This window comes from Stenotrophomonas sp. STEN020 (assembly GCF_056760195.1).
In genome coordinates, this window is the sequence record NZ_JBRREI010000020.1 from 1 (window position 1) to 12,574 (window position 12,574).

Sequence of the window (12,574 nt, forward strand, 5' to 3'; positions counted from 1 at the left end):
GGGGGCCCTGGGGGGGGTGGGCGGGGGGCCCGCGGCTTCGGTTTGGGGTTTTCTTTTGGCTTTTTCTTTGACCCGGGGGGGGGGGCGGGGGGGGGGGCTCCCGCCGCTCCTACAACTGGCAGGTCGTGGGGACTCTGCCGAAGCCAGTAAAGCGCTCCCTCCCTTTGCCGCAGGCAAGGGGAGGGCTGGGGAGGGCTGGGGAGGGGTAGAGCTTGTGCCGTTGGATTTGTGGCTTCGCGGCTTACGCCGCTCCTACAACAGCTGAATTTCTCAACCCAGCAGGCTGCGCACTTTCTTCAACGCCGCCATGAAGGATTCAATCTCTTCATGCGTGTTGTAAAACGCCAACGAGGCGCGGCAGGTGGCCGCTACGCCGTAGTACTGCAGCAGCGGGTGTGCGCAATGCTGGCCGGAACGCACGGCAACGCCTTGCAGGTCGAGCAGGGTCGCAAGGTCGTGCGCATGCGCGCCTTCGATCTGGAAAGACACCACTGCGGCCTTGTTGGGCGCGGTACCAAAGATGCGCAGGCCTTCAACGCGCTGCAGTTCTTCGGTGAAGTGCGCCAGCAGTTCCTGCTCGCGCGCTTCGATGTGCTCGCGGCCGAGTGCTTCCAGGTAATCCACGGCCACACCCAGGCCAATGAAACCGGCGATATTCGGCGTGCCGGCTTCAAATTTGTGCGGGGCGTCGTTGAACACGGTGCCGTCGAAGCTGACTTCCTTGATCATCTCGCCGCCGCCAAGGAACGGCGGCATGTCCTGCAGATGTTCGCGGCGTGCCCACAGCGCGCCGGTGCCGGTCGGGCCGCACATCTTGTGGCCGGTCACCGCATAGAAATCGCAGCCGATCGCCGCCACATCCACAGTCAGGTGCGGTGCGGCCTGCGAGCCATCAATCACGGTGATGATGCCGCGCTTACGGGCTTCGCGGCAGATCTCGCGGACCGGGTTGATGGTGCCCAGCACGTTGGATACATGGGTCAGCGCCAGCAGTTTCACTTCCGGGGTCATCGCTGCATGCAGCGCGTCCAGATCGAGGCTGCCGTCGGGTTTGATCTCGGCCACGCGGATGGTCGCGCCGGTACGCTCGGCAACCAGCTGCCACGGCACGATGTTGGCGTGGTGCTCCATGCGCGAGACCAGAATCACGTCGCCGTTCTTCAAGCGCGGCAGCGCCCACGAATAGGCGACCAGGTTGATCGCGAAGGTGGTGCCGCTGCACAGCACCAGCTCATCGCTGCGCACATTGAGGAAGCGCGCCAGCTTGGTGCGTGCGCCTTCGTAGGCTTCAGTAGCTTCGCTGCCAAGCGCGTGCACCGCGCGGCTGACGTTGGCGTTGTAACGGCGATAGAACTCGTCCACCGCGCCGATCACCGACAGCGGCTTCTGCGCGGTGTTGGCATTGTCGAAATACACCAGCGGTTTGCCGTTGACTTCGCGCATCAGCAGCGGGAAGTCGGCGCGCACGCGCTCCCAATCGGGAGCGGTGGCCGGGTGGTGAATCGGACGCGGGGAACTGAGATTCATGCCATGCCTGCCTGTTGCAGTGCCTGGTCCAGATGGCGGGCCAGCTTTTCGGTAAGAACGCCTTCCACCGCAGACAGCGGCTCGTGGCAGAACGCGGCGCTGAGCATGGCGCGCGCCTGTTCGGCCGGCACGCCGCGCGAGCGCAGGTAGAACAGCGCATTGGCGTCGAGTTGACCAACGGTAGCGCCGTGCGCCGCCTTGACCTCGTCGGCATCGATCACCAGCGTCGGCTGGGTATCGATCTCGGCATCGGCCGACAGCAGCAGGTTCTTGTTGGACAGGTTGGCATCGGTGCCATCGGCGCCTTCGCGGATGCCGATGCCGCCATGGAACACGACGCGGCTGCGGTTGGCCGTCACGCCACGCCAGACCAGCTCGGCGCTGGTGTTCTTGGCGATGTGCTCGATGCCCAGACGGGTATCGATATGGCGACGACCGGTGCCCAGCAGCACGCCATTGGCGGTCAGCTTGGCGTTGTCACCTTCCAGACGCACGTTGAGCTCATGACGGCTCAGTGCGGCACCCAGTTCCAGGTCGATGCGGCGATACTGCGCATCGCGCGCCAGCACCGCATCGGTGCGCAGCAGCGAGGTGGCGCGTGCACTGTCGGCCTGTACGCGGGCATGTGATAGCACCGCATCCTGGGCGATGTGTACGTGCACCAGGGTGTTGTCCAGATGCGCGCTGTCACCGGCCTGCAGATGATGCTCGACCAGGCCAAACATGGCGCCGCGGCGCAGCTCGATCAGGTGGCGATGGTGCCAGGCGTGGTCGGCGGAATCCGCCGCGCTGACAAACACCAGATGCAGCGGCGTTTCGCTGACGATGCCTTCGGCCACCTGCACCAGTACGCCCTCATCGGCGAGTGCGGCATTGAGCTGGGCGAATACTTCTTCGGCGCGCTCGAAGCGACGGCCAAGGAAACGCAGCGCCTCGGGCTCTTCGGCCTGCACGGCAGACAGGGTGCGCACCTGCACACCGGCATCCAGCGACGACAGATCGCTCAACGCAGCGCTGTGACGACCGTTGACGAAGACCAGGCGCGGCGACGGGATGTCGGCCAGCAGCGCGGCATCGATATCCGGGGCCTGCAGCGGCGCGGCAGTGAAACTGCGGCGCTCCAGCTGGCGCAGCGAGGTGTACTTCCAGGCCTCGTTGCGGGCGGCGGGCAGGCCGGTTTTCAGCGCAGCTTCGAGCAGCTCGGCGCGCTCCTTGCTGCCGCAGAACGTACCGGCCAAGGAATCCAGAAGGGCACTCATTACTTGGCTGCCTCGCGGACCACGCGGTCCTTCAGGAAGTCATAACCGTGCGCTTCCAGCTCCAGCGCCAGTTCTGGGCCACCGGTCTTGACGATGCGGCCGTCGGCCAGCACATGCACCACGTCCGGCTTGATGTAGTCGAGCAGGCGCTGGTAATGGGTGATGACCAGGAACGAACGCTCCGGCGAACGCAGCGCGTTGACGCCATCGGCCACGCTCTTCAGCGCATCGATGTCCAGGCCCGAGTCTGTTTCGTCGAGGATCGCCAGCTTCGGCTCAAGCACGGCCAGCTGGAAGATCTCGTTGCGCTTCTTCTCGCCACCGGAGAAACCTTCGTTGACGCCGCGGTGCAGCAACTCGTCCTTCAGGTGCAGCACGGCCAGCTTCTGCCGGACCAGCTTGAGGAACTGCATCGAGTCCAGTTCTTCCTCGCCGCGTGCCTTGCGCTGTGCATTGAGCGCGGCGCGCAGGAAGTAGGTGTTGTTGACGCCGGGGATTTCCACCGGGTACTGGAAAGCCAGGAACAGGCCGGCGGCGGCGCGTGCTTCCGGTTCCAGCTCCAGCAGGTCGCCATCTTCGAACTGCACGCTGCCGGCGGTGACGTCGTAGCCGTCGCGGCCGGACAGGACATTGCCGAGGGTGGACTTGCCGGCGCCGTTCGGGCCCATGATGGCGTGCACTTCGCCCGGCTTCACTTCCAGCGACAGACCCTTGAGGATTTCCTTGTCGCCGATGCTTGCGTGGAGGTTTTCGATCTTCAGCATGAGGGTGCGTTCTTCAATATGTGGGGTGCGGGGCGATCAGAGCTCGCCTTCGGCGCGATCGAGGAAGGTGGCGCGCAGCCATTGGGTGCGCTTGCGGGTCAGTTCGGCCTTGTTGGCCGAATACAGCATCGGGTACATCGAGCCGTACAGGACACGCGGGTTCTCGTCCTTGCCCACCGGGTAGCGCGCTTCGATGTCGGCATCGCGCAGCGGGATCCACAGGCGCTGGGCAGCGCGCAGCTTGTCGATGGCGACCTGCTGGCCCTGCAGCTTCTGCATCACCTGCCGGTACACGGCGTTGAGCTCGGCGTCGGCGGCGGTGGCTTCCGCCGCCGCACACTCGTTGATATCCAGCTGGGTGCGGGCATCGTCGCAGGCCTTGCCCGGTGACGCGGCAGAGGCTGCGAACGGCAGCACGGCCAGCAGGAGCAGCGATAGGCGGCTCATCCGACCGATCCTTCCAGCGACACTTCCAGCAGCTTCTTGGCTTCCACCGCGAACTCCATCGGCAGTTCCTTGAACACCTGCTTGCAGAAGCCGTCGACGATCATCGACACCGCGTTTTCCTGGTCGATGCCGCGTGCGCGGCAATAGAACAACTGGTCGTCGGAAATCTTGGAGGTGGTGGCCTCGTGCTCGACGGTGGCGCTGGGGTTCTTCACCTCGATGTAGGGGAAGGTGTGGGCGCCACACTTCTTGCCGATCAGCAGCGAGTCGCATTGGGTGTAGTTGCGCGCACCTTCGGCACCACGGTCAACACGCACCAGGCCGCGATAGGTGTTCTGGCCACGGCCGGCACTGATGCCCTTGGAGATGATCTTGCTCTTGGTGCGCTTGCCGATGTGGATCATCTTGGTACCGGTATCGGCCTGCTGGCGATGGTGGGTCAGCGCCACCGAGTGGAATTCACCCACCGAGTCGTCGCCCAGCAGCACGCAGGACGGGTACTTCCAGGTGATGGCCGAGCCGGTTTCCACCTGGGTCCAGGTCACCTTGGCGCGGGCGCCGCGGCATTCGGCACGCTTGGTGACGAAGTTGTAGATGCCGCCGACGCCGTTCTCGTCGCCCGGGTACCAGTTCTGCACGGTCGAATACTTGATCTCGGCATCTTCCAGCGCCACCAGCTCGACCACCGCGGCGTGCAGCTGGTTTTCATCGCGCATCGGCGCGGTGCAGCCTTCCAGGTAGGAGACGTAGGCCTTGTCCTCGCAGATGATCAAGGTGCGCTCGAACTGCCCGGTATTGCTGGCATTGATGCGGAAATAGGTGCTCAGCTCCATCGGGCTGCGCACACCGGCCGGCACGAACACGAAGCTGCCGTCGGAGAACACCGCCGAGTTCAGCGCGGCGAAATAGTTGTCGCCCACCGGCACCACCGAGCCCAGGTACTTGCGTACCAGCTCCGGGTACTCGCGGATGGCTTCGGAGATGGAGCAGAAGATCACGCCCTTGTCGGCCAGTTCCTTGCGGAAAGTAGTACCGACCGAGACCGAATCGAACACCGCATCCACCGCCACGCCGGCCAGCTTCGCCCGCTCATGCAGCGGCACGCCGAGCTTTTCGTAGGTGTCCAGCAGTTCCTTGGGCACTTCGTCCAGCGACTGGTACTTCGGGCCCTTGGGCGCGGAGAAGTAGCTCAGCGCCTGCAGGTCGATCGGCGCGATCTCGAGCTTGGCCCAGTCCGGCTGGCGCATGGTCAGGAAGTGGCGGTAAGCGTCCAGGCGCCACTGCGTCATCCACTCGGGCTCTTCCTTCTTGGCCGAGAGCGCGCGGATGACGTCCTCGTCCAGGCCGGGGGGGAACGACTCGGATTCGATCAGCGTGACGAAGCCTGCGTCGTATTTACGACCCAGCTGCTCATGGATTTCACGGTTCGGGCTGTCGACGGTGTCGACCGGTTCGATGATTTCGGTGGCCATTAGGGCTGCCTACGGTTGTTCAGGAGACGACGTCGGCGCTGATGCGTCGACGGTCGGCAAGCGGTAAGGGGTGCAGCATCTGCGCGAGGGTGACGCCGCGCAGGGCATCGGAAACGACATCATTGATCAGCCGCCAGTTGGAACGCACACCGCATTGCCCGGCGAGGCCGCACTGGCTCTGCTCCTGGCTGCATTCGGTGATGGCCAAGGGGCCCTCCATCGCTTCCAGGATCTCGATCAGGGTGATCTCGGAGGCCGGGCGGGTCAGCCGGTAACCGCCATGCACGCCGCGCAGGCCTTCAACCAGACCGGCCTGGGCCAGCGGCTTGAGCAGCTTGCTGACGGTGGGCGGCTCCAATCCGGCGGCTTCAGCCAGATCGGTCGCGCTCAACACTTCGGCTGGCCGTGCGGCTAGCACGGTCAGGACGACGGTGGCGTAATCGGTGAGCTTGGTGACGCGGAGCATTGCGGTAACGGGGAATCAATGTGGACCAAAATTGTACGCTTTCTCGTCGGGAGGGCCAAGTTTTGCTGTTCAGGTGGCAGAAACCCCCTGCCAATCAGGGAGCTGCAGCTGTTTCCTCTCCCCTCGCCGGAGAGGATGCCGAAGGCAGGAGAGGGGGAGCGGCGCAGCTGCTGCTGTTTCCTCTCCCCTTGTGGGAGAGGATGCCGAAGGCAGGAGAGGGGAGCCGCGCAGCCGCTGCTGTTTCCTCTCCCCTTGTGGGAGAGGATGCCGAAGGCAGGAGAGGGGAGCGGCGCAGCCGCTGCAGTTCGCTTCTGCTTAAAAGTAGTCGGGTAGGGATATTGGTGAGTTTTGATCCTGCGCCAACAGCTACCCCTCTCCCCAACCCTCTCCCACAAGGGGAGAGGGAGCCAAAGTCAGCAGCAAGTGCGCGGCGCAGCCGCTGCTCCATGCTTTCGATTCGTCGTAAAGCATGACGCGGAATCCCCAATCCAGGTGCCTCCCCTTGGGTTGTCCTGCCCAATGGGCGAGAATCACCGCCTCACTCAAGTCCCGGCCATGTAAATGCCCAAGAAGATCCAGGCGCGCAAATCCTCCATCCACGGCAACGGTGTGTTCGCCGTGGCCGCCATCAAGAAGGGCGAGCGCGTCATCGAATACAAGGGCAAGCGTCGTACCCATGCCGAAGTGGACGCAGACGATGCAGGTGATGTGGAAACCGGCCACACCTTCCTGTTCACCCTGAACGACGATTACGTCATCGATGCCAACTACAAGGGCAATGACGCACGCTGGATCAACCACAGCTGCGATCCGAACTGCGAGGCGATGATCGAAGAGGCTGAGGGCGATGACCGCACCGCTGACAAGGTGTTCATCGAAGCCATCCGCGACATCAAGGCCGGCGAAGAGCTGACCTACAACTATGGCATCACCCTGGCCGAGCGTCACACCCCGCGCCTGAAGAAGATCTGGGAATGCCGTTGCGGCTCGCCCAAGTGCACCGGCACGATGCTGCAGCCGAAGCGCTGAAAAGCGCCCGCTGGTTTTGTGGGAGCGGCGTAAGCCGCGAAGCCACTGCCAGCTCAGATGCTGCCAATGAATGACGAAGCGGTTCCGTTGGCGAATGCTCGGCTTCGGGGCTGACACATCGTCAGCTTCGCGGCTTACGCCGCTCCTACAAGGAAACAAAATGAAAGAGGCCGCAATCGCGGCCTTTTTCGTTTCTACAGCAGGGCGGCTCAGTTCCCGAGCAAACCCTGCGGCACGAAGCTGCCCAGGTTCTGGTTGAAGTCCACGGCGATGCGGCCGTTCTGGATGCCCACTGACTTTACCTGCAACACGCCCATCACCTTGGCGATGGCCGGGTCGATCTTGTAGATCGGTTCGCGGCGCGCGTAGTCGGCCAGCCAGCTGTTGAGCAGGCTGCGGGTACTTGAATCCAACTCACCACCACCAGCTGCGCTGGGGCGGAAACCATCAACGGTGGGCTGGTCCAGATGGAAGCCCTGGGTCTGCGCGTCGTAGCGCAGGCCGCTGCTGATCTGTACATCGCCCACCGGCATCGACGAACCGCCAGCGGCCATGGCCAGGTTGAAGCCCAGATCCAGGCGGCTGCCCTGTGGCAGGGTCAGGTGCGGCTGGCTCACGGTCAGCGCCAATAGCCCGCCCAGTGCCTTCTGCGTGCGCGGGAAGCTGCCGTCCAGGTATTGCTGCACATCGGCGGCGCCAACGGTCAATTGTTTGCCGTTGATCTGCGGCGCGGCATGGGCGCTGCCGGCCATGGCGAGCAGGGCGATGCTGGGGAGGAGCAGGGAACGCAGGTTCATCGGGCGTACTCGGTGATGGCAGCAGGTTGGACTAGCAAGATAACCGGATTGGGTGAACGGCCAATTAGCAGGCTCGGTCCAATCGGACTGAAGTACTGCCTCGGCTGACCTCCCAGCCACTGGTACGGACAAGCGGGCCGGTGCGATATCAGCGTTTGAAGTGCTGTTTTCCGGTCGCGATGCTCAGGCGAGCAAGCCGATATTACTCTTGGCCTGCGCAAGCGACTTCCGCTCCCGCGCGACGATGTTGGAGGTCTGCAGGGCCGGTCGGCTTGCTGCCAGCGACTTACTCCGCCGGCGTCTGCAGCTGCTTGAGCTTGTGCAGCAACTGGCCGAGCTCCGGCTGCAGCGCGCTCAACAGGCTGTCGGGCTTGGCTGCCGATTCGGCCAGGGTCTCCAGCAGGCCGGTGACAACCACCACGCCGGCGTCCTCATTGCAGGACAGTCGACGTTGGCCTTGCGCGGATTCCAGCTGGCGCATCCAGTTGTATTGGCTGCGTTGTTCGAACTCGATCGAGCAACGGCCGCTGCACTGCTGGCCGTCGGTCTCGATCGGAGTGACGGAGATTCGGTAGCGATGCTTGCTGATGGACATGGTGGACTACGTGGGGAAGCGGGGGAGTGGCCACCATAGGCCCGCGCTGGCGCCGGTACGAGGCGTTGGACCATGACGCTGTGTTCCAGTGTTTTTCCCATGCCACAGGCGGAACGCTGCGACCCATGGGAACGTTTTCCACGTTGCGATGAAGCAAAAAAAAACGGGACGGCAGGGCCGTCCCGTTCATTCGCCAAGGGGCGCGCTGATTACAGCGCAGCGTCCTTGAGCTTCTTGAGCGGACGCACCTTGAGCTTGGTGGTGGCCGGCTTGGCGGCAAACCACTGCTCTTCCTTGGTGAACGGGTTGATGCCCTTGCGCTTCGGCTTGGCAGCAACGCTCACGGTGGAGATCTTCAGCAGGCCCGGCAGGGTGAAGGAACCAGCGCCCTTCTTGTTGACCGAGGCGGCGACGGCGCCTTCCAGGGCGGCGAACACAGCGCGCACGTCCTTGGCAGCGACCGAGGTGGCTTCAGCGATGTGGGCGACCAGACCGGACTTGGTCAGTGCTTCCTTGATCGGCTTCAGTGCGGCCGGCTTGGCGGCAGCCTTGGTTGCAGCCTTCGTAGCTACTTTCTTCACTGCCTTCTTCGGGGCAGCCTTTTTAGCGGTCTTTGCCATGATTTCCTGTTCCGTGAACGGTTGGTTGTTGGTCGTGCCGACCCCGTCGGCAAGCGAAATGTAGGGCATGAATTGCGTGACGCCAATAGGTAATCGAAGAAAAAGCCCATAAAAATTGGTTCTGGACGCATTTGGACAACAAATCGGTGCCGGAAGCCATGCAAAAACCGGGTTGGAGTGCGATCAATCGCGGTGTTGCCCGCGCTCGGCGGGCACGCCGTTGTGCCGATGGCTGCGGCGCACAAACCGCTAACACGCTGTGGTTTAGGCTGGCCCGGCCATCCACCACGAGGAGTTCGACCATGGGTATTTCGCGTCACGCAACCGCGCACTGGGAAGGCGATCTGAAGACCGGGCAGGGCCGCTTGAGTACACCACAGAGCGGTTTGATGGAGAACACCCGCTATGCGTTCAACAGCCGCTTCGGCGATGAGAAGGGCACCAACCCCGAAGAACTGATTGCTGCCGCACATGCCGGCTGCTTCACCATGGCGCTGTCGGCCAAGCTCAGTGAAGCCGGCTTCCCGCCGACCTCGTTGGACACCCGCGCCGATGTCGACCTGTCGATGGAGGGCGGCCCGCAGCTGTCGCAGATCCGGCTCAAGGTGAAGGCGGTGGTGCCGGGCCTGGACGAGACCCGGTTCCGTGCAATTGCCGATGACGCCAAGCAGAACTGTCCGATCTCCAAGGCGCTTAGCGCGGTGCCGATCAGCCTGGATACCGAGTTTTCGGCCTGATCTGGCGATGATCCTGCCCTGGCCCTGCTGGCGTTCAGCGCTGGCAGGTCCGGTTCAGGGTCGTTTCACCTGTCGCGCCTGAGCATCGCTCATCCCTTGTTCTTCATTCCAGCCGGAGTGGTTACTGCCATGAGTCGCTCGCTAGCTGTTGCCGCTGTCCTTGTTGTCGGTGGTCTGGTCGCCTTCAATGCGTCCGCACAGCGCTACGACGACGGCCAATACCGCCCCAACGGTTCTTACGATGATGGCCAGTACCGGCCGGATTCGCGCTATGACAACGGCCAGTACCGCGGCGGCGACTACGCCGGCAACGGTGCGGTGTACGACTATGCGCGCGTGGTGCGGGTGGATCCGGTCATCGTCAACAGCAATCAGGGCCGCAACGAGCGCTGCTATGAGCGCAACGATGGCGGTTATGTGGATAACAACAATGGTTATCAGGCCGGCGGCTATGGCAACAACGGCTATGGCAACAACGGCTACGGCAACAACAACGGCTATCGAAATGACGGCTATGACCAGCGTGGCTACGACAACGGCCAGTACCGGCAGGGCAACGAAAGCGGTCGCCAGTGGGCGACGGTGATCGGTGGCTTGGCCGGCGCGGTGCTCGGCAGCCGCATCGGTGGTGGTGATGGCCGTTACCTGGGTACCGCGGTCGGCACTATTGCCGGTGGCGCGGCCGGTCGTGCCATCTATGAGGCCAGCAACCGCCCCACCTACCAGCGCGGTGACGTACGTGTGTGCGAACCCACCGGGTATGGCAGCGAGAGCGAGCGGGTCGATGGTTACGACGTCACCTACGAATACGCTGGCCGGCAATACCGCACCCATCGCGATTACCACCCGGGCGAGCAGATCCGCGTACGCGTGGACGTAAGTGCCGACTGAGCGTAGCGGGTGTTTCTGCCTGATCGCAGTTCCGGTATATGGTTTGTAAGACGTCGTCGATGACGGCATAGTCCACGCATTCCAACGCGGAGAGTGCGTGATGCGTCGTATCGCCTGTGTGGCTCTGTTGCTTCCCTGTCTTTATGCAATGCCGGTCCAGGCTGAGGTCAAATTGCTGGTGGCCGACACCATTCGTACAGGCGATCCTGCCCAGCCACTAGTTGGTGCTATTGCATGGGAAAGTGATAGCGGGCGGGTATTGGACGTGGGCAGCGCCGATGCGCTGCTGCAGTTGTATCCGCAGGCGCCACGCATTGATGTGGGTGATGCGACGGTGGTGCCGGGCCTGATCGATGCCCATGCGCATCTGGTCGGACTTGGCGAGATGATGGTGTGGGCCGATCTGAGCGGTGCGCGCAATCGGGCTGAGGTGTTGGCGCGGCTCACAGCATTCGAAAAGAGTTTGGCTCCGGGGCAGTGGCTGCTGGGCCGGGGCTGGGACCAGAACCGCTGGGACAACACCGATTTCCCCACCGCCGCCGATCTGGATGCAGCCTTCCCGCAGCGTGCGGTCTATCTGGAGCGGGTCGATGGCCACGCCGGTTGGGTCAACAGTGCTGCAATCCGTATTGCGGAAAAGGCCGGCAAGTCACTGTCCGGTGAGTGGCAGCCGGAAGGCGGGCGTATCGTTCGCGACGCCGCAGGCAAGCCTAGTGGGGTACTGGTGGATGGGGCAGCTAGCTTGGTTTCGGCGCATATCCCCAAGCCGGATGATGCCACGCGTGAGAAGCGCCTGCTTGGCGCCCTGCAGCTTGCGGTCAGCTACGGATTGACTGGCGTACACGACATGGGTGTATCGCGCGAAGACCTGGCACTGATGAAGCGTCTGGCCGAGCAAGGCAAGCTGCCGCTGCGCATCGATGCCTATGCCGACGGTAATCAGGGTGCGCTGGACGATCTGTGCAAGACGGGGCTCTACGATCACCCAGCCGGCCGCCTGCGCATGCATGGGGTCAAACTGTACATGGACGGCGCACTGGGCAGCCGCGGTGCGGCCCTGCTGACCGCTTACAGTGACGACCCGCATAATCATGGCCTGCTGATGACCTCGCCGGAGGAGTTCGAAGCTGCCGTGCGCAAGGCGGATGGCTGCAAGGTACAGGTCGCCACCCATGCCATCGGTGATCGCGGCAACCGCATCGTGCTGGATACCTACGAGAAGGTGCTGGGTGCACACAAAGACAACGATCACCGCTGGCGTATCGAACACTCACAGGTAGTGTCGCTGCAGGACATCCCGCGTTTCGCCAAGCTCGGCGTGATCGCCTCGATGCAGCCCACCCACGCCACCTCGGACATGGGGTGGGCCGAGCAGCGGGTTGGGCCGGAACGCATTCTCGGTGCGTATGCCTGGCAGCGCTTCCTGCACAGCGGTGCACGCCTGGCCTTGGGCTCGGACTTCCCGGTGGAGCAGGTCGACCCACGTCTGGGCTTGTATGCAGCAGTGACCCGCCAGGACCGCGATGGCCAGCCGCCGGGTGGCTGGCAGCCGGAGCAGCGCCTGAGTGCCGCCGAGGCGTTGCGTGGCTTCACCAGCGATGCGGCCTGGGCCGGCCATGACGAAGCGCAGGTAGGCAAGCTGCAACGCGGCCTGCGTGCGGACTTTGTGGTGCTGGATCGTGATCCGTTGAAGGTTGCTGCCGATCAGCTTGATGACCTGAAGGTGCTGTCGACCTGGGTTGATGGTGAGCCGGTTTACAAGGCGGCTACGCCGGAGGGTTGAAGGGCTGCGGCGGCGACAAGGCTTCTCGTTTGAACATCTTAGTCACCCGAAAACCGATGCCAATCCCTTGGCATCGGTTTTTTGTGGGAGCGGCGTAAGCCGCGAAGATGGTGATCCATCCGATTGGGGGCAGATTGGTAACTTCATTGATGCGAGCTTCGCGGCTTACGCCGCTCCTACAAAAGCA

The 12,574-nt window shown here is 63.3% G+C and carries 13 protein-coding genes; 4 read left to right on the forward strand and 9 right to left on the reverse strand.

Annotated features, from left to right (window positions below; genetic code table 11):
• Positions 1-270: 270 nt before the first annotated feature.
• From ACVOLZ_RS10400 to ACVOLZ_RS10425, 6 genes are read right to left on the reverse strand one after another with little or no spacing between them, the layout of a single operon-like run.
• Positions 271-1,527: a cysteine desulfurase gene (locus ACVOLZ_RS10400; RefSeq protein ID WP_481516061.1), complete on the reverse strand. Its 1,257-nt coding sequence runs from the start codon at positions 1,525-1,527 to the stop codon at positions 271-273.
• The gene (gene sufD / locus ACVOLZ_RS10405) at positions 1,524-2,786 is read right to left on the reverse strand and encodes a Fe-S cluster assembly protein SufD (protein ID WP_481516062.1); all 1,263 of its coding nucleotides are present in this window, start codon (positions 2,784-2,786) and stop codon (positions 1,524-1,526) included. The genes ACVOLZ_RS10400 and sufD overlap by 4 nt, the downstream gene beginning before the upstream one ends.
• Positions 2,786-3,550 (reverse strand): Fe-S cluster assembly ATPase SufC, encoded by a 765-nt coding sequence (gene sufC, locus ACVOLZ_RS10410; protein WP_282271346.1) that lies wholly within the window; start codon positions 3,548-3,550, stop codon positions 2,786-2,788. Before sufC ends, sufD begins: the two co-directional genes overlap by 1 nt.
• 36 nt (positions 3,551-3,586) lie before the next feature.
• On the reverse strand, positions 3,587-3,997 hold the full coding sequence (locus ACVOLZ_RS10415; RefSeq protein ID WP_481516063.1) for a lysozyme inhibitor LprI family protein: 411 nt from the start codon (positions 3,995-3,997) through the stop codon (positions 3,587-3,589).
• Positions 3,994-5,469: a Fe-S cluster assembly protein SufB gene (gene sufB, locus ACVOLZ_RS10420; protein ID WP_481516064.1), complete on the reverse strand. Its 1,476-nt coding sequence runs from the start codon at positions 5,467-5,469 to the stop codon at positions 3,994-3,996. Before sufB ends, ACVOLZ_RS10415 begins: the two co-directional genes overlap by 4 nt.
• A 19-nt stretch (positions 5,470-5,488) precedes the next feature.
• Entirely contained in the window at positions 5,489-5,935 is a 447-nt protein-coding gene (locus ACVOLZ_RS10425) for an SUF system Fe-S cluster assembly regulator (protein ID WP_057627263.1), read from the reverse strand.
• Positions 5,936-6,496: 561 nt separating this feature from the next.
• Between ACVOLZ_RS10425 and ACVOLZ_RS10430 the strand changes: the two genes are divergently transcribed.
• The gene (locus ACVOLZ_RS10430) at positions 6,497-6,964 is read left to right on the forward strand and encodes an SET domain-containing protein (RefSeq protein WP_481516065.1); all 468 of its coding nucleotides are present in this window, start codon (positions 6,497-6,499) and stop codon (positions 6,962-6,964) included.
• A 209-nt stretch (positions 6,965-7,173) separates the two neighbouring features.
• On the opposite strand, the gene ACVOLZ_RS10435 is transcribed toward ACVOLZ_RS10430, so the two are convergent.
• The 3 genes from ACVOLZ_RS10435 to ACVOLZ_RS10445 form a co-directional block, all read right to left on the reverse strand.
• Complete coding sequence (locus ACVOLZ_RS10435; protein WP_481516066.1) at positions 7,174-7,761, reverse strand: YceB family lipoprotein; 588 nt, start codon at positions 7,759-7,761, stop codon at positions 7,174-7,176.
• Between the two features lie 286 nt (positions 7,762-8,047).
• Positions 8,048-8,356 (reverse strand): DUF3861 family protein, encoded by a 309-nt coding sequence (locus ACVOLZ_RS10440; protein ID WP_481516067.1) that lies wholly within the window; start codon positions 8,354-8,356, stop codon positions 8,048-8,050.
• Positions 8,357-8,565: 209 nt separating this feature from the next.
• Positions 8,566-8,976, reverse strand: a complete 411-nt coding sequence (locus tag ACVOLZ_RS10445; protein ID WP_481508646.1) for an HU family DNA-binding protein — start codon at positions 8,974-8,976, stop codon at positions 8,566-8,568.
• A gap of 302 nt (positions 8,977-9,278) precedes the next feature.
• Between ACVOLZ_RS10445 and ACVOLZ_RS10450 the strand changes: the two genes are divergently transcribed.
• The 3 genes from ACVOLZ_RS10450 to ACVOLZ_RS10460 all read left to right on the forward strand — a co-directional run bounded on the left by ACVOLZ_RS10450 (position 9,279) and on the right by ACVOLZ_RS10460 (position 12,387).
• On the forward strand, positions 9,279-9,713 hold the full coding sequence (locus ACVOLZ_RS10450) for an OsmC family protein (protein ID WP_481511396.1): 435 nt from the start codon (positions 9,279-9,281) through the stop codon (positions 9,711-9,713).
• A gap of 129 nt (positions 9,714-9,842) precedes the next feature.
• Entirely contained in the window at positions 9,843-10,604 is a 762-nt protein-coding gene (locus ACVOLZ_RS10455; RefSeq protein WP_481516068.1) for a glycine zipper 2TM domain-containing protein, read from the forward strand.
• A gap of 100 nt (positions 10,605-10,704) precedes the next feature.
• Positions 10,705-12,387 carry an amidohydrolase gene (locus ACVOLZ_RS10460; RefSeq protein WP_481516069.1) on the forward strand — a complete coding sequence of 561 codons (1,683 nt, stop codon included), beginning with the start codon at positions 10,705-10,707 and terminating at the stop codon, positions 12,385-12,387.
• Positions 12,388-12,574 lie beyond the last annotated feature (187 nt).